Origin of the sequence: Pseudomonas sp. WJP1, from assembly GCF_028471945.1 — a bacterium.
In the GTDB taxonomy this organism is placed as follows: domain Bacteria; phylum Pseudomonadota; class Gammaproteobacteria; order Pseudomonadales; family Pseudomonadaceae; genus Aquipseudomonas.
The window spans coordinates 1,078,872-1,097,741 of the sequence record NZ_CP110128.1 but is presented as its reverse complement, the minus strand read 5'-3'; the positions used below and the strand labels follow the sequence as shown (position 1 = coordinate 1,097,741).

The following is an 18,870-nucleotide window of genomic DNA, read 5'->3' as shown; positions in this document are numbered from 1 at the left end:
CTGGCGTGCCGCTGGCTCTCTGGCTGTCATTCGACGGCGGACGCTTCAATCTTGTCCAGGCGTGGCGCCTTGCTGTTGCAACGGCGTTGATCCTGACGCTGGGCTACTTCTTGCACCTCACGGCGAGTCACAAGGTCAGCCAAGCTGATACCGCTCAGAAATTCGTGAATCTGCAGGCTCAGATCGCACCACAAGTGGTGGGTCAGGCAGGTGTCGCCTTGATGGCAATCACCCTGGCCCTGGCATTTGGTTGCATCGACCGATTCGTTCACCGCATCGATCACCTGGGCGACCTGGATACCTTGCATGTCGCGTGACAGCTGGTAGCCACCGCCTGGACCGCGAACGCTGGACACCAGATTGCTGCGGCGCAATTTGGCAAACAGCTGCTCGAGGTAGGACAGGGAGATGCCTTGGCGCTCGGAGATATCGGCCAGGGACACGGGCCCGTGCTGCGCGTGCAACGCCAGGTCGAGCATGGCGGTCACGGCGTATCGGCCTTTTGTAGTCAGTCGCATGGACAATTACCACGGAGTTCGGAATGAGGCGAGTATGCAATTCCCGAGTATTTAAGTCAACTATAAGACCTAGTACTTTAGTCAGGTTTACCCGCAAAAGAGCGGCCGCATCATAGCAAAGGCTGGCTGTGAACGGCCAGCAATACCGAGTCATCGTTCATCGCGAGCAGGCTCACTCCTACAGGAAAACGCATTTCAAATGTAGGAGTGAGCCTGCTCGCGATGCAGTCGACACGGTTTAACTGGCCTGACTCTGGTCCTTATCCTTCACACAGGCGAAGTCTTCTTCGCGCAGTTCAGGCAGGTCCTTGGCACAGTAATTACTGCCCAGATCCTTCAACGCCCCGCACATCCCCTCCAGGCGCCCGTCGACCGCCTGCAGGTGGTCGAGCAACTGGTTGATGGCACGTGCCACCGGGTCCGGCATGTCTTCCGTCACGCCATAGGCATCGAAGCCGATCTTCTCGGCCATGGCCTTGCGCTTGGCGTCCAGCTCCTGGCCGGGCTTGACGATGATCCGCCCCGGAATGCCCACCACCGTGGCGCCCGGCGGCACTTCCTTGGTTACGACGGCATTGGAGCCCACTTTGGCGCCGGCCCCGACAGTGAACGGACCGAGCACCTTCGCGCCCGCCCCGACCACCACGCCATCACCCAGGGTCGGGTGACGCTTGCCCTTGTTCCAGCTGGTGCCGCCCAGGGTCACGCCCTGGTAAATGGTCACGTCATCGCCGATTTCAGCGGTCTCACCAATGACGATACCCATGCCATGGTCAATGAAGAAACGCCGACCGACCTTGGCCCCCGGGTGGATCTCGATCCCGGTCAGCCAGCGGCCGAAGTTCGACACCAGCCGCGCCAGCCATTTCAGGTCCGCGCGCCACAGCATCGCCGACAGGCGGTGAATCCAGATGGCATGCATGCCGGGGTAGCAGGTCAGGACTTCAAAAGCGTTACGCGCCGCCGGGTCTCGATGGAATACGCTCTGGATATCTTCACGCAAACGCTCAAACATCATTAATCCTTCCGCTTAAGAAGCTCACCACGGGCCGCTTTCTGGGTTTCCGTGAGGATGCCACGCAAAATATTCATTTCCGCCCGGCTGACCGAGCTGCGTCCGTACAACCGGCGCAGGCGCGCCATCAAGTGCCGTGGCTTTTCCGGGTCGAGGAATTCGATGGCCACCAGGGTTTGCTCCAGGTGCTCATAGAATCGCTCCAGCTCATCCATGGTCGCCAGCTCAGCGCTTTTGACCGATGCCACTTCTTCCTTCTCGACCTTGGTTGGCTGGCCTTGGGCGGCCAGCCAGGCCATGCGCACTTCATAACTCAACACCTGCACCGCCGCCCCAAGGTTCAGCGAACTGAACTCAGGGTCTGATGGAATGTGCACGTGATAATGACATCGCTGCAGCTCGTCATTGGTCAGGCCGGAATCTTCACGACCGAACACCAGGGCGATCTCGGCGCCCTGCCCGGCTTCCTCGACCACTTTGCTCCCGCATTCGCGCGGATCGAGCAGCGGCCAGGGAATACGCCGGTCGCGGGCACTGGTGCCGAGCACCAGATTGCAACCGACCAGGGCATCTTCCAAGGTGGCGACGACTTGCGCCTTTTCAAGGATGTCACCGGCACCGGAAGCGCGGGCATCGGCCTCGTGGTGCGGGAACAGGCGTGGTTCGACCAGCACCAGGCGCGACAGCCCCATGTTTTTCATGGCGCGCGCGGTCCCGCCGATATTGCCCGGATGGCTGGTATTGACCAGGACGACACGAATGTTTTGCAGCAAGGGAGGCGCTCTCGAACACATTATCGGGAGCAGAATCTTACAGCGCTCACTACCGTTAAGCCATGAAAGCGAACGTCGTCCTTCTCCTGTAGAAACTTTCTGATAGAATGCCCGGCTTTCTTTAACAACCTTAGGTGACACATCCATGCAGCCCATGCTGAATATCGCGCTGCGCGCCGCCCGCAGCGCCAGTGAATTGATCTTCCGCTCCATCGAGCGCCTGGATACCATCAAGGTCGACGAAAAAGACGCCAAGGATTACGTATCCGAGGTGGACCGCGCCGCTGAACAGAAAATCATCGACGCGCTGCGCAAGGCGTACCCGAATCACTCGATCTTGGGTGAAGAGACCGGCATGCACGCCGGCTCCGGCATCGAAGGCGAAGAGTACCTGTGGATCATCGATCCGCTGGACGGCACCACCAACTTCCTGCGCGGCATTCCTCACTTCGCTGTCAGCATCGCCTGCAAATACCGCGGTCGCCTGGAGCACGCTGTTGTCCTGGACCCGGTTCGCCAGGAAGAATTCACCGCCAGCCGTGGTCGCGGCGCCCAACTGAACGGCCGTCGCCTGCGCGTCAGCGGTCGCACCAGCCTGGACGGCGCCCTGCTGGGCACCGGCTTCCCGTTCCGTGATGACCAGATGGACAACCTCGACAACTACCTGGGCATGTTCCGCGCCCTGGTAGGCCAGACTGCCGGCATCCGTCGCGCAGGCTCGGCGAGCCTGGACCTGGCCTATGTGGCCGCTGGCCGTTTCGACGCCTTCTGGGAGTCGGGCCTGTCCGAGTGGGACATGGCGGCAGGCGCCCTGCTGATCCAGGAAGCAGGCGGCCTGGTGAGCGACTTCACCGGCGGTCACGACTTCCTTGAAAAAGGCCACGTCGTTGCCGGCAACACCAAATGCTTCAAGGCAGTCCTGACGGCCATCCAGCCGCACCTGCCAGCCTCGCTGAAGCGCTAAGCGCCCCAAGCGACAGAAAAAGCACCCTTCGGGGTGCTTTTTTTATGCCTGGAATTCACCACAGCCCCCTGTAGGAGCGAGCCTGCTCGCGATTGCGGTGTATCAGCCAGCATTTATTTTGGATGACGGACCGCTATCGCGAGCAGGCTCACTCCTACAGGGGTTGGTGGTGATGCGGAAATCGCGGGCATAAAAAAGCACCCCGCAGGGTGCTTCTTTTTCAATCTGACTTCAGCGGATCAATGCGCCTGCTGATTCTCCGACAAGATCAACTTGCCCTCTTTATCCACAGGGATCTGGTTCCCCGGATCGCGATCCATGCGCACCTTGCCTTCCTTGCCATCCAGCGAATAACGCACGTCGTAACCCACTACCTTGTCACTGATGTCATTCACCGTATTACAACGGGTCTGGGTCGTGGTGTAGGTGTCACGCTCCTGCATGCCTTCCTGAACCTTGTTACCGGCATAACCACCACCGACAGCGCCTGCAACCGTGGCAATCTTCTTGCCGGTGCCGCCGCCGATCTGGTTACCCAGCAAACCACCCGCCAGCGCACCTACCACCGTACCAGCGATCTGGTGTTGATCTTTGACCGGCGCTTGCCGGGTGACCGCTACATCCTTGCACACTTCACGTGGAGTCTTGATTTGAGTCTTGATCGGTTCAACGGCGAGCACTTGAGCATACTCAGGGCCGTTATCTTTAACCAGGCTGTAGGTGGCCACAGCACCGCCGGCAGTCACACCGACAGCACCCAGTACAGCACCAACCAGCATCGACTTGTTCACATGAACCTCCTTACCATCACGTGCGGGATAACCCGCGCTTCTCCTAGCCTTGGAGCATAAAAAAAGGCGCGAGTTCAACTCGCGCCTTTTTGGACTGCATCCCTGGAAGAAGCTTCACTCAAGGACGGTCGTCGACTTCCTTCTCGGTGTTGGCCGCAGGAATCAGGTCTTCAGAGCTCAGGTTCAGCCAGATCAGCACCACGTTGGCGATGTAGATCGACGAGTAGGTACCCGCCAGAACACCGATGAACAGGGCGATGGAGAAGCCAAACAGGTTGTCGCCACCGAAGAACAACAGGGCCGCGATCGCCAGCAAGGTGGAGATCGAGGTGGCCATGGTGCGCAGCAGGGTTTGCGTGGTCGAGATGTTGATGTTCTCGATCAGGCTGGCCTTGCGCAGCACCCGGAAGTTCTCACGAACCCGGTCGAATACCACGATGGTGTCGTTGAGCGAGTAACCGATGATCGCCAGTACCGCCGCCAGCACCGTCAGGTCGAAGGTGATCTGGAAGAACGACAGGATACCGATGGTCACGATCACGTCGTGGATCAGGGAAACGATCGCACCGACCGCAAACTTCCACTGAAAGCGGAACGCCAGGTAGATCAGGATGCCGCCCAGCGCCATCAGCATGCCGAGGCCGCCCTGGTCGCGCAGTTCTTCACCCACCTGCGGGCCGACGAACTCGACGCGCTTGACCGTCGCCGGGTTTTCGCCGCCGACTTTCTGCAGCGCTTCAGCCACCTGGTGACCCAGTTGCGGGTCTTCACCAGGCATACGCACCAGCAGATCGGTAGTAGCACCGAAGTTCTGCACGATGGCTTCGTGATAACCGGCGGTAACCAGTTGTTCACGCACCTTGGTGACATCGGCCGGACGCTCGTAGGTCAGCTCGATGAGCGTACCGCCGGTGAAGTCCAGGCCCCAGTTCATGCCCTTGGTGGCGACGCTGAACAAGGCCAGCACGGTAAGGAACAATGTGACGCCGAACGCAAAGTTGCGAACGCCCATGAAGTTGATTGTACGTAACATGGCAGCCCCTTAAATCCACAACTTCTTGAAGTCACGTCCGCCGAAGATCAGGTTGACCATCGCGCGGGTCACCATGATGGCCGTGAACATCGAGGTAAAGATCCCGAGGGACATGGTCACTGCGAAGCCTTTGACGGGCCCTGTGCCCATGGCAAACAGGATGCCGCCGACCAGCAACGTGGTCAGGTTGGCGTCGAGAATCGCGGTGAATGCCCGGCCGAAGCCTTCGTTGATGGCGCGCTGCACGGTCATGCCCGCGGCGATCTCTTCACGAATCCGCGAGAAGATCAGCACGTTGGCGTCGACCGCCATGCCCATGGTCAACACGATACCGGCGATACCCGGCAGGGTCAGCGTTGCACCCAGCAGCGACATCAGGGCCAGCAGCATCACCATGTTCACCGCCAGTGCGACGGTGGCGATGATGCCGAAGAAGCGGTAGATGGCGATGATGAACAGCGAGACGAACAGCATGCCCCACAGCGAGGCATCGATACCCTTGGTGATGTTGTCGGCACCCAGGCTCGGGCCAATGGTGCGTTCTTCAGCAAAGTACATCGGCGCAGCCAGGCCACCGGCACGCAGCAGCAGTGCCAGTTCGGACGACTCGCCCTGGCCGTTCAGGCCGGTGATACGGAATTGCGCACCCAGCGGCGACTGGATGGTCGCCAGGCTGATGATTTTCTTCTCTTCCTTGAACGACTGCACCGCCACGTCTTTCTCGACGCCATCGACCACTTGCTTGGTGTAAGTGGTGACCGGACGCTGCTCGATGAAGATCACCGCCATGCTGCGACCGACGTTCGAACGGGTCGCGCGGCTCATCAGCTCGCCACCATGGCCATCCAGGCGGATGTTCACTTCTGGCGTACCGTGCTCGCCGAAACCAGCCTTGGCGTCGGTTACCTGGTCACCGGTGATGATCAGGCCACGCTCGATCAGCGCAGCAGGACGATTGCCCTCACGGAACTCGAAGGATTCGGAAGTGGCTTTCGAAGCACCCGGCTCAGCGGCCAGACGGAATTCCAGGTTGGCCGTCTTGCCGAGGATACGCTTGGCTTCGGCAGTGTCCTGCACGCCCGGCAGCTCAACCACGATGCGGTTGGCGCCCTGACGCTGGACGATCGGTTCAGCAACACCCAGCTCGTTGACGCGGTTACGTACCGTGGTCAAGTTCTGCTTGATGGAGTATTCGCGGATTTCCGCCAGCTTGGCCGGGGTCATCGCCAGACGCAGCACCGGTTGGCCATTGAGGTCGGCCGGAACAATGTCGAAATCGTTGAAGTTCTTGCGGATGATCGTACGGGCCTGTTCACGGCTGTCTTCATCGGAGAAGCCCAGCTGAATGGCACCACCCAGTTGCGGCAGGCTGCGATAGCGCAGTTTCTCTTTACGCAACAGGCTCTTTACATCGCCTTCGTACACTTTCAAGCGTGCGTCGAGGGCTTTATCCATGTCCACTTCCAGCAGGAAGTGCACACCACCGGACAAGTCCAGGCCCAGCTTCATCGGGTGCGCGCCCAGGCTGCGCAGCCATTGCGGGGTGGTTTGTGCCAGGTTCAGTGCAACGACGTAGTCATCACCCAATGCCTTGCGCACGACGTCTTTGGCCGGCAGCTGGTCTTCAGCCTTGGTCAGGCGAATCAAGCCGCCCTTGCCGTTGGCAGCCAGGGTGGCAGCCTTGACGTTGATCCCGGATTCCTTGAGCGCAGCGCTCACACGGTCCAGATCAGCCTGATTGACCTGCAGTGCAGTGCTTGCACCGCTGACCTGGATGGCCGGGTCATCAGGATAAAGATTGGGAGCGGAATAAATCAGACCGATCGCCAGCACCGCCAGGATCAGAATGTATTTCCACAGAGGGTATTTGTTCAGCATCACGCCGCCCGCTTATGACGCGGGGCGCCTTGCGCGCCCCGTCGATTGAGTAGAAGTTGAAACTTAGATCGCTTTGAGCGTGCCTTTTGGCAGCGTGGCGGCGATGGCGCCTTTCTGGAATTTCATTTCGACGGTGTCGGAAACTTCCAGGACCACGAAATCGTCGGCCACTTTGGTGATCTTGCCGGCGATGCCGCCGGTGGTCACGACTTCGTCACCTTTCTGCAGGCTGCTCAGCAGGTTTTTCTGCTCTTTGGCGCGCTTGGCCTGTGGACGCCAGATCATCAGGTAGAAGATGACCAGGAAGCCGACCAGGAAAATCCACTCAAAGCCGCCGCCCATCGGGGCTGCAGCAGGTGCTGCAGCGTCTGCCATGGCATTAGAGATAAAAAAGCTCATTTAGCACTCCAGTTGCAAATGTTGAATCTTGGGGTCAGAAAACTCAGTCCAAAGGCGGTACGGGAAGCCCGCGTTTGGCGTAGAAGGCATCGACAAAGGCGGCCAATGTACCCTGTTGAATAGCCTCGCGCAAACCAGCCATAAGCACTTGATAATGACGCAAGTTATGGATGGTATTGAGCATGCTTCCCAGCATTTCGCCACACTTGTCCAGGTGATGCAGATAAGCGCGGGAGAAGTTCTGGCAGGTATAGCAATCGCAGGTCGGATCCAGCGGCGAATCATCATGGCGATGGAACGCGTTACGGATCTTGATCACGCCGGTATCGATGAACAGATGCCCATTGCGGGCATTACGGGTTGGCATCACGCAATCGAACATGTCCACACCGCGGCGCACACCCTCCACCAGATCTTCCGGTTTGCCAACGCCCATAAGGTAACGAGGTTTGTCAGCCGGCATCTGGGCTGGCAGATAATCCAGCACCTTGATCATTTCATGCTTGGGCTCGCCCACCGACAGACCGCCGATGGCCAGGCCGTCGAAGCCGATCTTGTCGAGGCCTTCCAGGGAGCGCATGCGCAAATCCTGGTGCATGCCGCCCTGAACGATGCCGAACAGCGCCGCCGTGTTGTCGGCATGGGCGTTTTTCGAGCGCTGGGCCCAACGCAGCGACAACTCCATGGACACGCGAGCGACGTCTTCGTCGGCCGGGTACGGCGTGCATTCGTCGAAAATCATCACGATGTCCGAGCCCAGGTCACGCTGGACCTGCATCGACTCTTCCGGGCCCATGAACACCTTGGCGCCGTCGACCGGAGAGGCGAAGGTCACGCCCTCCTCCTTGATCTTGCGCATGGCGCCCAGGCTGAACACCTGGAAACCACCGGAGTCGGTCAAAATCGGGCCTTTCCACTGCATGAAATCGTGCAGGTCGCCGTGTTTCTTGATCACTTCCATGCCCGGGCGCAGCCACAGGTGGAACGTGTTGCCCAGAATGATTTCAGCGCCAGTGGCCTCGATATCCCGCGGCAACATGCCCTTGACCGTGCCGTAGGTACCCACCGGCATGAAAGCCGGGGTCTCGACGGTACCGCGCGGGAAGGTCAAACGACCGCGACGAGCCTTGCCGTCAGTAGCAAGTAACTCAAACGACATACGACATTGGCGACTCATTCTTTGTCCTCAGGGCCACGTGGTGCGGGATTACGGGTGATAAACATCGCATCACCGTAGCTGAAAAAGCGGTATTCGTTGTCGACGGCGGCTTTATAGGCGGCCATGGTTTCCGGATAACCGGCAAACGCCGAGACCAGCATCAACAACGTGGATTCAGGCAAATGGAAATTGGTGACCAGGGCATCGACCACATGAAACGGCCGGCCCGGGTAGATGAAAATGTCGGTATCGCCGCTGAACGGCTTGAGCACACCATCGCGGGCAGCGCTTTCCAGGGAACGCACACTGGTGGTCCCCACCGCCACTACACGACCGCCGCGCGCACGACAGGCGGCAACGGCATTTACCACGTCCTGGCCGACTTCCAGCCATTCACTGTGCATGTGGTGGTCTTCGATCTTCTCGACCCGCACCGGCTGGAACGTGCCAGCGCCCACGTGCAAGGTCACGAACGCCGTCTCGACGCCCTTGGCGGCAATCGCCTCCATCAGCACCTGATCGAAATGCAGCCCCGCCGTCGGCGCCGCCACCGCGCCCAAACGCTCGGCATAGACGGTCTGGTATCGCTCGCGGTCCGCACCCTCGTCCGGGCGGTCTATATAAGGAGGCAGCGGCATGTGCCCGACGCGGTCGAGCAGCGGCAACACCTCTTCGGCAAAGCCCAGCTCGAACAACGCATCGTGCCGCGCCAGCATCTCGGCCTCGCCACCGCCCTCGATCAGAATCTTCGACCCAGGCTTGGGCGACTTGCTGGAACGCACATGAGCCAGCACGCGATGACTGTCCAGCACCCGCTCCACCAGGATTTCCAGCTTGCCGCCGGAAGCCTTCTGGCCAAACAGCCGCGCCGGAATCACCCGGGTATTGTTGAACACCATCAAATCGCCAGGGCGCAAATGCTCCAGCAAATCAGTGAATTGACGGTGTGCCAGGGCGCCGCTGACCCCATCCAGGGTCAACAGGCGACTACCGCGACGCTCGGCCAAAGGGTGGCGGGCGATCAGCGAATCAGGAAGCTCGAAAGTAAAGTCAGCAACGCGCATGATGGGGTTCGTCTAGCAGGGCCGGGAAGTCTAGCGGAAATATCAAAAATTCTCCATGTACCTGATTGACCGACGGTTATCTCATCTCTATACTCCGCGGCCATTGCCCTGATGGCGGAATTGGTAGACGCGGCGGATTCAAAATCCGTTTTCGAAAGGAGTGGGAGTTCGAGTCTCCCTCGGGGCACCAAAATTAAGAAAGGTCTTGCTTAGCAAGGCCTTTTTTTTCGCCTAAAGAAAAGCCCCCGACACCCCACCGCCAACGCCCTGACACCGCGCTGACGTGTAGGAGCTGCCGAAGGCTGCGATCTTTTGATCTTGCTTCTCTTCTGCTCTTCACGCCGGAAGAACATTTCACAAGGACTCTCCCATGGAATCACAACTGGAAACCGTCGCCCTCTTCTCCCTCAAGCTGGCTTACGAATCGGAAGGTTCAAGCCCGATTTTGCGGGATGATCTGGTGATGGGTGATTACCAGCGGGATGTGTTTGAGTTGCTGGTGCGGCGGGGGGATGTTGAGGGGATTCAGGTGAAGGTGGGTGAGTGTATGGGGTTGGCGTTGGAGGCTGTTGGGGGTGTGGGGAAGCCATTGGGGCGGGAGTTGGGGAGGTTGGCGGGGGATTTTGCTAGCGCCCAGACGCTGGAGCAGCTTGATGACCCGATCATTGCTCTGAAGGACTATTTAAAAGATATTCAATAAAAAAGGGAGGCTTTAAAGTAGAAGATAGACAAACCCTCCGACGTGTCGAAACGTCTTAAACGATAAATCGCCCCCTTATTCCCCTGTCTCCCTCCCTTGACTTTTTCACTATCTATTGGTTTTTAGCGGACCCGATTCCGCCACAAGCAACCGGTGGACAGGATGATGGCAATTGGGTAGCTTTTCACCCCTTTGGCGGAATCCTTTCTAAGTCAGGATGAATACGTGTACGTCTCAGCAACTTGATTTTTTCAGTGAGCGCCGCGAATGCATGCCGCGTCATCTTTTCTTATCTCTTAGGGAAACAAGAACATGAAACAGCGCCGTATTGATCAATTCAATTTGTGGCCAATGACCTTGGCGTCTGATGCTGAAGAAAAGTTTAAGACAAGGCTTGTCAATACAGAACTATCAGAATTATTTTTTCCATATAAACTTCCCGACACAAACGACAGACACCTACATGTCTGCGTATCCTACATGTTGGATGCCCTGGATAGTTTACCGCTTAGACCAGATCATGCATTCGATTGGATTTGGCGAAGCTTTGAGTATTTGACATCTCACGCGATTGGAGGCAAAGGAAACCTTACTAATGAGCTGAGAAGCACTGTTTGCCCCGCTGTCGATGGACTCTTCTCATCCGACCAAGATATTTCAGATGCTTTTTTTGAACTGACTAACAAAATTCCGTTTCAAACCTGTGAGTATTTATTGAAGCGAATATGTGAATCCGGCCCATATAGCTTTACGACCGGCCAGCAAAATCCATTATCCAGCTACGCCAAGCGTTTGCTTTTTTCAAATGGAAATCCTCCGGTTGTCAGCACTTCACTCCAGAGCATTCTGGAGTTTTTGTCGAAAAACTATGATTACAAGAAAGCCAGCGATCGTCGAAATGGTGCTTCTTTGTTACGTAGAATTATCAAACTTGAGAAAGTTTCACTACACTCTACGGTAGTTCAACTTACAAAATCAGAAATACTGTTCTTTTTAGTAAGTGGTCTAGGCTATGCATTCAGAAATGATCGAGCTCATGCCAAATCTATCGCCCCATTCAGAAGCAGTGCAGCATCGATAACTACGTACGCACACTGCTGGTTTATGTTTTTATTATTTTACAACATGACCTTTTCCCTACTTCACACACCCTCATCACCGTTAGTTTTAACTGGTCCTTTGGCGATTAATTTCAGAAAAAACCACGCATCATACTCTCAATTATTCGGCGACTACATCAACGCTTAAAACCTGTACTCTCAAGAAAAAGCCCGACACTATTTCCTCAAACAGAAGAAGCCTTATAAATTTTTATGTTTATTGAATGGACCTAATTTTTGCGAAATTAAATACAGACCAATACCCGCTCTATTTATTTTCAGGGAAAACGCATGGGTAAGTATGAAATAAATAAATCAAGTAGCGGCAATTATTTTTACGCTTTAAAAGCGCCAAACTCCGAAACAATTTTAATAAGCGAGCAATTTACGACACATAGTGCGGCTAAATCCGCTATTCAGCAGTCAATGGCTAATTGCAGCAGAGCAGATAAATTTAGAATAAGAGAATCAAGCAATGGAAAGCCATATTTCCAATTAGTGGCCGCTAATGGAGCCATTCTTGGGTCAAGTCCGTTATATTCCAGCAATGTCTCGTTAGAAAGCGGAATTGAATCAGTTAGAAAATACGGAGGCCCCGAAGCCGCTATAGTCGACGTATTGGGCAGTTCAAAAGCGGTGCAAAAAATTGGTAGTGTAAGAACATATATAACAGCCATTGAATCACTACCTCAAGATTCAGGATCAGTAGTATTTTTTAGAGGTCATGGAGATGTTTCGTACAAGCTGCTACCAAGCTTGTATAGAAACTCTGGCTGGGTTAGAAATGAGCACGTAATATTTCAAGAGCTTGTTTTACGCTGCCCAGATGACTTTCAGCTTTCCGGACCGACCTTTAACACCCTAGTTAAGATGCAGCATTATGCACTTCCAACTCGCTTATTGGACATTACAACAAACCCACTAATCGCATTGTATTTCTCGTGCGCTGACGGAGGCACTACTGATGCTGAAGTTATTGTATTTAAAATCCCTAAAAACGAAATTAGGTATTACGATAGCGATCGAGTTAGTTTAATTTCCAATATTGGTCGCCTCCCACAGCACACTCGTTTCCCCATAGGGCGCAACGCAGACGAATTCAACTCTGACGACGATGTCATCAAGCTTATTAGAGAGATACAACGAGAGAAGCCTTACTTTGTAGCAAGAGTTAACCCTATCGATATTTCTTCCGTAGTTTGTGTTAAACCAGTGCTAGATAATCCGAGGATAATAAAGCAGGATGGAGCCTTTCTGCTTTTTGGAGTAGATGGAGAGAAAGGCAAGCCAGCTACAGTTCCTGAACAATACTTACTGACAAGCGAAGAATTTAAAATAGTTATTCGAGGAAGCGACAAGATAAAAATTTTGGAGCAACTTGAGTCTCTAGGCATAACCAGATCCACTATTTACCCGGAAATTGAGCACGTGGCGGGGTACCTAAAAGACAGGTACAGCGATTAAATAAAAAGGAAAAAATGGAAAAAAGGGGACTGGAAAAAAGGGGACAGATTTATTTTCGAAATTGGAAAAAAGGGGACAGATTTATTTTCGAAATCGATCCAATAATAAATCCGTCCTCTTCCCCAAAAAATCAGCCGCTTACAAGCACCATGGAAAAATTTTACAAAAACCTGAAAATCATAAAGAACTGCGAACCGTAGCACCTACCGCCTTCATATATGACACAAAAACACCCACATAAGACACGACATCAGAAAAAGACACATCTACAGCCTTATCATTGTGGTGAATTATATTATTTCTCTTCCTAACAATCTGCTCAACCAATTCCTTATTACTCATAACTCCTTGAGACACTGACAAATCAATACCCAAAAACTTAAAAGCCTTTATTGTCCTATAAGGATTGGCGGATATTGAATCAGAAATTTCTTTTTTACTACAGGGATGATCTGCATATTTAAAAGCTAGCTCTTTCTCCTTTACCTCACCCGAGGTTTTCCAGTAGATATAATTGTGAGGCACTCTTGCTAGTTTCAGGCGTTCATTTACAGATTGAGCATAAAAAAAAGCCACATCTTGAAGAAATGCCTCCAAATAGGTACACAAAAAAAATGGGGACGGATTTATTTTCGAGTTCATTCCATAATAAATTATTCCACTTTTCCCCTAGCCCACTTTTGGGTCTAAAGTTGAGGAACGAAAGAGCTTCGCAGCCATAATTTTGAAAAAAAAGGAACAGAAATATTTTCAAAAAAATAAATCTTCCCCCTTTTTGCTAAGCCGGCGAACACAACGAGCAGTATCGTTGAAGCTGCAGTCGTCCACATGGGCCATAACCTGCGAGCATTTTCGCGTTTGAGCAATAGTTTGTTAGGTTGTTTTCGACTGCACTTGTAGAGGACCTTGAGGTTAGCCCATTCTATGAGTTTCATGATCATTCCTTATCTTAAGAGTCGAAAGGGCAAAAAAAGGGACGACCGCAAAATTGGATTTATTTTCATACGGAAAATCTGCCCATTTTTCCAATTGCTCCCTTTCCTACTCCATTTTCCGCAGTGAACTTTACTCCAAACATTGTTAAACGAAGCCAAGTGCGCTAACTACAAAAAGCCCAAGCAATACAATAATAAAAAATAACCCACTCCAATGCAAAACAATTAGTTTGCGCCTGAGCTTCGCAGGAAAGCTTTGCAGATCCTTAGCGTGGGCTCCGCCATCGCGAAGATACATATTAGGCATAGTCATAACGCCCATTATTGCAGCCAGAACGAACAACCTTCCCCAAGCCCCCCCATTCTTAAATTGAGCCCTAACCATAATAGATGGGCAGTTTTTCAAGTGATCCAGCATCATATCCATTCTGGTGTAGGCCAAATGCAGCGCAACGCCAAGGAAAATGAGAAGACCGCTAAAACCAATTATGCTGATACACAGAAATATCTTTTGCGCGGCACTCACGCTCATTTCAGGGTCTCGTAAATTATTTCGCCAGTTTTTTCACCCGTCTTGCCGAGGGCAAACCCTACAGCCAAGCGTCCTCTTGCCACTACAAATCAACATACCTAAATTTCTGAGCTTGCGGTTTAATTCTCGGAACTGGCTAGCCTTAAGCCAGCCAGCTACCGATCAGACACAACATAGATCCACAGGCACATTATTTAAGCACTCCTGACTCCCATAATGAAACCAGGAACACCAAAGTGGTAAGCAATCCTATTACACTCCATTGCAAAATAATTAATTTGCGCCTAAATGGAAGTGGAAAGTTCTCGACATCTTCAGCATTGGCTATGCCGCGCTTTATAAAAAAGCGAGGGAAGGTGACAACACCGGCTATGCCACCTACCAACTGAAGCTTTCCAAATGGGCCCTTATGCTTGTTCGTATATAGCGTTATAAGCGAAGAGCTTCTTTTGAAATACGCTGACATCTCTTCGCCTTTGGTGTAGCCAAGATATAGGGTAATCCCAATCCAAATGTACAATCCGACGAGCACTACGCCGCATAAACTACCGACAACCAATTCAGCGGCCGTCATTTCGTAGACTCATAGATAACCTCCCCCATAAACTCACCGCCCTTCGCACCATAATGGCTGCCAGCATAAGAACCGACCCCAACTACGGCGACACCGCACACCAACGCCCCTACTACTCCCAATCCAACACAAAGCCCACCGACAATAGGGGCGGATAACAGGCCACCAACAGCGGCGCCGCCGCCGACCCCGCCAGCAAAACTCCCCGCCTCAGTGAATTTAACCCGTTCGCAAGCCTCAGTATTCCCAGCCGTACATACATCCTGCACCTTCATGGCCGACGCACCTCCTCCGACCGCAGTGCCGACCCAACCACCGTATTTGAGGTATTTGGAAGCCCTGGCCACCCCCTCCAGATGAGTGGCATATCCCGGCATCCGCCCTACGCCGCCGGCTTCCGTCCAGCGGTGAACCAGAGTGGGAGGCGAGAGGAACATGGCACGATTCAAATTGAGGTGGTCGGGGAAGCCGATACCTTTGCGCGTCAGACTTGTCAGGTGGATATCGAGTTGAGCGAGCAGCTTTTGGCGCTCTGCCAGAAACGTCGGTGAGTTCAGGTGCCCATCGCGCAGGAATGAATGCTGATGCAACGCTTCGATTTTTTTCAGGGTGTCGCTGACGTTATCCAGATTGTTTTTGAGAACACTCGCGCCAACGCCTATTGCGATCGAGCCATGGCCCAGGAAAGTCTGGATGGCATCACGGTGCTGCACCATGAAATCCGCTTCTTCGGGACTGAGTGTTTCAATGATCTGGTTGGTCTTGGCTGCCACGTCCATGAGCAGGGCTTCTTCACGGGTGCACTGGTAGTTGTTGGGGTCGCCCAGCACGATCATCGAACCGGCTTTGACGTCGCGCAGGTTGGGATTGAGCAGCTTGAATTTGCCCATCAACGCCGGGTCACGCAGGGTGAATAAGGAGGCTTCAAGCTGTTCGCGGGTGGTGCTCTTGGGGACGACGTAGAAGCCTGGCTCCTGGGTTGCTGCGCTGCCCAGGGGCACTGGCTTGGGAGTGTTCGACGCAGACGCGAAACCGGCTGAGCGTGGTGCCGGATTGCCGGCGAGAGGTGTGGTCGGTTGGGGCGCGGCCCTTGTGGCCTGGGGCGCAGCACTGCTACGCGATTCGTAAGTGGCGGTGAAAACCGAGGGGATCAACCTGGCCCTGCACGGGCAGGTGCTGTAGCTGTCCAGCGAGCCCGCCACGATCCTGCCATGACTGTTGATGTAGGAGACGCCTCCCACGATGGTGTAGGTTTCGTCGTTCTTGCCGCAGGAAACGCGGTCGCCCTCACGAGCATGGGCGATACCGAACATCATGACTCGGGTGTCGGCTTCCAAAACCTGGCCACCGCAAGTGGTCTTGTCACCCAGGCGAATGAAATGTCCTTGTGCCATTGTTGATCTCCCTCTCTGCTGGCGCCCCAGATAGCGCACCACTGTTAACGATCGATAAGCCGACTCGGGTTGAGTGGCTTAACGCAAAGTACGTGGACAGAGGGGAAACTCAAGATGGCTGAGAAAATCAGGAAACATCCCACAAGCCATGTAGAAAAAGGCGACAAAAATGAAGATAGGCAAAGGGATGGCTAAAGCCAGCTAGACCCGGAACAGCTTCCGAGGTAACCCTGTTTCATCTGGAAACCCCATCGATTTGAAGGTACATCCGGGCATAGCAGGCTTGCTGTCCATCAGTTCCGCGACTTCATTTATCCAAGTTGAAGCTGGTGCGATCCTACGCAGCAGAAACCAAATGACCGTGATTAATCCGTACAGCCGCTTCAGCGCATGCTGATCTAGATTTAACGTCAGAAAATACGACTCAGGAGGGACCGCTAACGGATTAGGCGAGGCCTGATTCCAAATACGGGTATGGTGGGCACAGCGATTGCGCAAATGGCTGACCTGCTGCATCCACCGGCTGAGCATCTTGGCGTTGTTCAAGCCGAGACGCGCGAGTATGAGATTTTGATACTTGCTGTTGAGCAGCTCGAAGAATTCCGAGAGATCCCCGAAATCCCATGCCTCCACCGCGACCCAAACGGGGATGGACTTACCGGCACGAAAGTGCCACTGAATGCAGTCCTCTTTGCTACGCGCAATATGCGACTGCTGCTTCTGGCTCCATTCTTTCCACTTGTTCCGTGTAATACCGCGGTTGTCCGTGTACGGCTGAGTCCATTTGTGCAGGATGAATTTCACATTGGTATATGCCATGGGGTCGTGATAACCGACCTCGTGAGCCATTACTGTCTTGAGGTGAACCTCCAGGCGCTCGATCGCGTCCAGCATGAGCATTCGCAGTCGTTTATCGAACTTGTAAAGGTCTACGGCCGAGTCGAAGGAGGTCGCTGCCTGGAACGTGTCGAGACGCAAGGGCTTGCTCGTGACCGGGCAGATGTCTTTCTGCGAGCAGTTCATTTTGAACTCTCGCGCCGGGTACCAGTAACCACTGAGGCGGTAATACCCTAGCTGCGCGAGCTTGCGTTCTGCACGAGACAGGTCATGGATTTGCATTCCCCTGCTGGCGAGCAGCGCAACCAAATCAGGGTATGAACGGAACGGCTTCGGAGGGGTTGGGGTAGACAACTTCCATGTTCCAGAAACAAGAAGGCCCGAACGTAATGCCGGACTGAGCCAGCACCAGAGGATCGGGCGCGATTGGGATTAATGCTGCCGAAGCCTGATGACCCTGTCAATGTGTTCGTTACAAAACCGCGATAAACACCAGGGTCTATGCAGGTTTGCGACGATTTTGTTGCAGGCGATGGCGTGCGCTTGTGAGCAGCCTAAAACAGAGCTCTTTGGCTAGCTGTCAGGCAGCTCCTAGATAGCGGTAGGAATATTCCCTCCAGCGCGTGATGCCAGTGATTATTAGAGAGATAGCGTCGAGTAAAGGGCTTTCGAAAGTTGCAGGAGCGGGGTCTGCGCGATACCCTTCCGGCGTCGCTGCCAATTCAGCGACCGGGCTTGGTAACCCGAGGTAAATCACTGCGCAACAGTGCCATGCGTTCGCAGGCGCTTTTTTTCGCCTGCGATCTGCGTTATGGCGGCTGTGCGTGGGACGTCTGCGGACGTGCCGGTTTCCTTGATTTCCCGGTTTACCAACCTGCGCACAGCTGCCACCCATTCGCTTGGTAACGAATTGTGGTAGCTCTTCAAATTAAGGAGCTTCATGATGCGCAGTATGAATCCGTTTGAAATTTGGCTTTCCCCTCTACGCAATTTCCAATCGTGTAACGCCCTCCCCCATTGCCTCTCCATCCTCGGAGGTGGCCAATGACCGAACAACCCGAACTAAAAACCATCGGCTTAACCCCCGCCATCTACTGCTCCGATCAACCACTGTTCCACGTCACTCGCGGCGTTCCGCTCGGTGATGCGTTGTCGATGGCTTCTGATTTTCTGTTTCTGGCCAAGACGCTGACTGAAGATGCTGCCTATGCCAGAGATACCGATCGGCATGCCTGGGCGGCGCATTATTTGACGTCGATGAGTAAGGCGTTGGTGGATGATGCGGTGAAGGTGCTTACTCGGGATCGGGGGTTGGGGTCGGCGGCAAAGCGGGCGACGACGGCTCAGGGGGAGTAGCTGTAGCGTGTTGGTAAGGTGTGTGCTTGTGGGGTGAGTTGCTTGCGATTGCGGCGGTATATTCAGCATTGGTGTTGGTTGGACTGGCGCTTTCGCGGGCAAGCCCGCTCCCACAGGGATTGCGGTGAGCTAACTGGCATTGTTTGGCCTGAGTGGGTGAGTTGCTTTTTGATGCAGCACCACATTCGGCATTTGTGTTGGCTGGACTGGCGCTTTCGCGAGCAGCCTCGCTCCCACAGGAGTTTTGCATGCTGTTCGGTATTTGGATTAGCCTCCAGGTTTCGGGGCTTTTTATTGTGTGGCATTTGGCTGCGCGGTGACGCGGTAGACTTCATACCGCTGCTTTTTCCGGATTGGATCAGCGCATCTGCACCGCAGAATTGC

At 54.2% G+C, this 18,870-nt stretch carries 19 protein-coding genes and 1 tRNA gene; 6 read left to right on the top strand and 14 right to left on the bottom strand.

Features of this window, described 5'->3' with window-relative positions; translation table 11 throughout:
- Positions 1 to 26 precede the first annotated feature (26 nt).
- From iscR to trmJ, 3 genes are all read right to left on the bottom strand, one after another.
- The gene (gene iscR, locus OH720_RS04905) at positions 27 to 518 is read right to left on the bottom strand and encodes a Fe-S cluster assembly transcriptional regulator IscR (RefSeq protein WP_007903581.1); all 492 of its coding nucleotides are present in this window, start codon (positions 516 to 518) and stop codon (positions 27 to 29) included.
- A gap of 238 nt (positions 519 to 756) precedes the next feature.
- Positions 757 to 1,533: a serine O-acetyltransferase gene (cysE, locus tag OH720_RS04900; RefSeq protein WP_272606398.1), complete on the bottom strand. Its 777-nt coding sequence runs from the start codon at positions 1,531 to 1,533 to the stop codon at positions 757 to 759.
- A gap of 2 nt (positions 1,534 to 1,535) precedes the next feature.
- Positions 1,536 to 2,306, bottom strand: coding sequence for a tRNA (cytosine(32)/uridine(32)-2'-O)-methyltransferase TrmJ (trmJ, locus tag OH720_RS04895; RefSeq protein ID WP_272604772.1), 771 nt, complete (start codon positions 2,304 to 2,306; stop codon positions 1,536 to 1,538).
- A gap of 145 nt (positions 2,307 to 2,451) precedes the next feature.
- Here trmJ and suhB point away from each other — a divergent pair, with 145 nt between their 5' ends.
- Positions 2,452 to 3,270: a type III secretion system regulator SuhB gene (gene suhB, locus OH720_RS04890; RefSeq protein ID WP_008057724.1), complete on the top strand. Its 819-nt coding sequence runs from the start codon at positions 2,452 to 2,454 to the stop codon at positions 3,268 to 3,270.
- 239 nt (positions 3,271 to 3,509) lie between these two features.
- On the opposite strand, the gene OH720_RS04885 is transcribed toward suhB, so the two are convergent.
- The 6 genes from OH720_RS04885 to queA all read right to left on the bottom strand — a co-directional run bounded on the left by OH720_RS04885 (position 3,510) and on the right by queA (position 9,594).
- Positions 3,510 to 4,061 (bottom strand): glycine zipper 2TM domain-containing protein, encoded by a 552-nt coding sequence (locus tag OH720_RS04885; protein ID WP_272604771.1) that lies wholly within the window; start codon positions 4,059 to 4,061, stop codon positions 3,510 to 3,512.
- 118 nt (positions 4,062 to 4,179) lie between these two features.
- Positions 4,180 to 5,094, bottom strand: a complete 915-nt coding sequence (secF, locus tag OH720_RS04880) for a protein translocase subunit SecF (protein ID WP_180205846.1) — start codon at positions 5,092 to 5,094, stop codon at positions 4,180 to 4,182.
- A gap of 9 nt (positions 5,095 to 5,103) precedes the next feature.
- Positions 5,104 to 6,972, bottom strand: a complete 1,869-nt coding sequence (gene secD / locus OH720_RS04875; protein WP_272604770.1) for a protein translocase subunit SecD — start codon at positions 6,970 to 6,972, stop codon at positions 5,104 to 5,106.
- Between the two features lie 63 nt (positions 6,973 to 7,035).
- A complete protein-coding gene (gene yajC / locus OH720_RS04870) occupies positions 7,036 to 7,371 on the bottom strand; it encodes a preprotein translocase subunit YajC (RefSeq protein ID WP_007956696.1) in 336 nt (111 codons plus the stop codon).
- Between the two features lie 43 nt (positions 7,372 to 7,414).
- Complete coding sequence (gene tgt, locus OH720_RS04865; RefSeq protein ID WP_162135911.1) at positions 7,415 to 8,530, bottom strand: tRNA guanosine(34) transglycosylase Tgt; 1,116 nt, start codon at positions 8,528 to 8,530, stop codon at positions 7,415 to 7,417.
- A 14-nt stretch (positions 8,531 to 8,544) separates the two neighbouring features.
- Positions 8,545 to 9,594: a tRNA preQ1(34) S-adenosylmethionine ribosyltransferase-isomerase QueA gene (gene queA / locus OH720_RS04860; protein WP_272604769.1), complete on the bottom strand. Its 1,050-nt coding sequence runs from the start codon at positions 9,592 to 9,594 to the stop codon at positions 8,545 to 8,547.
- Positions 9,595 to 9,699: 105 nt separating this feature from the next.
- On the opposite strand from queA, the gene OH720_RS04855 reads away from it, so the two are divergent.
- The 4 genes from OH720_RS04855 (at position 9,700) to OH720_RS04840 (ending at position 12,858) form a co-directional block, all read left to right on the top strand.
- Positions 9,700 to 9,784: transfer RNA gene (locus OH720_RS04855), tRNA-Leu, on the top strand.
- A gap of 180 nt (positions 9,785 to 9,964) precedes the next feature.
- Positions 9,965 to 10,294 carry a hypothetical protein gene (locus OH720_RS04850; RefSeq protein ID WP_272604768.1) on the top strand — a complete coding sequence of 110 codons (330 nt, stop codon included), beginning with the start codon at positions 9,965 to 9,967 and terminating at the stop codon, positions 10,292 to 10,294.
- Between the two features lie 312 nt (positions 10,295 to 10,606).
- Positions 10,607 to 11,542, top strand: a complete 936-nt coding sequence (locus OH720_RS04845) for a hypothetical protein (protein ID WP_272604767.1) — start codon at positions 10,607 to 10,609, stop codon at positions 11,540 to 11,542.
- Positions 11,543 to 11,685: 143 nt separating this feature from the next.
- A complete protein-coding gene (locus OH720_RS04840) occupies positions 11,686 to 12,858 on the top strand; it encodes a DUF1508 domain-containing protein (protein WP_272604766.1) in 1,173 nt (390 codons plus the stop codon).
- A 177-nt stretch (positions 12,859 to 13,035) separates the two neighbouring features.
- On the opposite strand, the gene OH720_RS04835 is transcribed toward OH720_RS04840, so the two are convergent.
- From OH720_RS04835 to OH720_RS04815, 5 genes are all read right to left on the bottom strand, one after another.
- Positions 13,036 to 13,455 (bottom strand): HEPN domain-containing protein, encoded by a 420-nt coding sequence (locus OH720_RS04835; RefSeq protein WP_272604765.1) that lies wholly within the window; start codon positions 13,453 to 13,455, stop codon positions 13,036 to 13,038.
- Between the two features lie 483 nt (positions 13,456 to 13,938).
- Positions 13,939 to 14,325, bottom strand: a complete 387-nt coding sequence (locus OH720_RS04830) for a hypothetical protein (protein ID WP_272604764.1) — start codon at positions 14,323 to 14,325, stop codon at positions 13,939 to 13,941.
- A 190-nt stretch (positions 14,326 to 14,515) separates the two neighbouring features.
- Positions 14,516 to 14,899, bottom strand: coding sequence for a hypothetical protein (locus OH720_RS04825; protein WP_272604763.1), 384 nt, complete (start codon positions 14,897 to 14,899; stop codon positions 14,516 to 14,518).
- Positions 14,896 to 16,293, bottom strand: coding sequence for a PAAR domain-containing protein (locus OH720_RS04820; protein ID WP_272604762.1), 1,398 nt, complete (start codon positions 16,291 to 16,293; stop codon positions 14,896 to 14,898). Before OH720_RS04820 ends, OH720_RS04825 begins: the two co-directional genes overlap by 4 nt.
- Before the next feature lie 201 nt (positions 16,294 to 16,494).
- Positions 16,495 to 17,484 carry an Abi family protein gene (locus OH720_RS04815; RefSeq protein WP_272604761.1) on the bottom strand — a complete coding sequence of 330 codons (990 nt, stop codon included), beginning with the start codon at positions 17,482 to 17,484 and terminating at the stop codon, positions 16,495 to 16,497.
- A gap of 690 nt (positions 17,485 to 18,174) precedes the next feature.
- Here OH720_RS04815 and OH720_RS04810 point away from each other — a divergent pair.
- Positions 18,175 to 18,486 (top strand): DUF3077 domain-containing protein, encoded by a 312-nt coding sequence (locus OH720_RS04810; protein ID WP_272604760.1) that lies wholly within the window; start codon positions 18,175 to 18,177, stop codon positions 18,484 to 18,486.
- Positions 18,487 to 18,870: the final 384 nt, after the last annotated feature.

Excerpts from the sequence above, each read along its gene's own strand:
- iscR (WP_007903581.1), bottom strand. The coding sequence starts at position 518 with ATGCGACTGACTACAAAAGGCCGATACGCCGTGACCGCCATGCTCGAC.
- cysE (WP_272606398.1), bottom strand. The coding sequence starts at position 1,533 with ATGTTTGAGCGTTTGCGTGAAGATATCCAGAGCGTATTCCATCGAGAC.
- suhB (WP_008057724.1), top strand. The coding sequence starts at position 2,452 with ATGCAGCCCATGCTGAATATCGCGCTGCGCGCCGCCCGCAGCGCCAGT.
- secF (WP_180205846.1), bottom strand. The coding sequence starts at position 5,094 with ATGTTACGTACAATCAACTTCATGGGCGTTCGCAACTTTGCGTTCGGC.
- secD (WP_272604770.1), bottom strand. The coding sequence starts at position 6,972 with ATGCTGAACAAATACCCTCTGTGGAAATACATTCTGATCCTGGCGGTG.
- yajC (WP_007956696.1), bottom strand. The coding sequence starts at position 7,371 with ATGAGCTTTTTTATCTCTAATGCCATGGCAGACGCTGCAGCACCTGCT.
- tgt (WP_162135911.1), bottom strand. The coding sequence starts at position 8,530 with ATGTCGTTTGAGTTACTTGCTACTGACGGCAAGGCTCGTCGCGGTCGT.
- queA (WP_272604769.1), bottom strand. The coding sequence starts at position 9,594 with ATGCGCGTTGCTGACTTTACTTTCGAGCTTCCTGATTCGCTGATCGCC.
- OH720_RS04850 (WP_272604768.1), top strand. The coding sequence starts at position 9,965 with ATGGAATCACAACTGGAAACCGTCGCCCTCTTCTCCCTCAAGCTGGCT.
- OH720_RS04845 (WP_272604767.1), top strand. The coding sequence starts at position 10,607 with ATGAAACAGCGCCGTATTGATCAATTCAATTTGTGGCCAATGACCTTG.
- OH720_RS04840 (WP_272604766.1), top strand. The coding sequence starts at position 11,686 with ATGGGTAAGTATGAAATAAATAAATCAAGTAGCGGCAATTATTTTTAC.
- OH720_RS04830 (WP_272604764.1), bottom strand. The coding sequence starts at position 14,325 with ATGAGCGTGAGTGCCGCGCAAAAGATATTTCTGTGTATCAGCATAATT.
- OH720_RS04825 (WP_272604763.1), bottom strand. The coding sequence starts at position 14,899 with ATGACGGCCGCTGAATTGGTTGTCGGTAGTTTATGCGGCGTAGTGCTC.
- OH720_RS04820 (WP_272604762.1), bottom strand. The coding sequence starts at position 16,293 with ATGGCACAAGGACATTTCATTCGCCTGGGTGACAAGACCACTTGCGGT.
- OH720_RS04810 (WP_272604760.1), top strand. The coding sequence starts at position 18,175 with ATGACCGAACAACCCGAACTAAAAACCATCGGCTTAACCCCCGCCATC.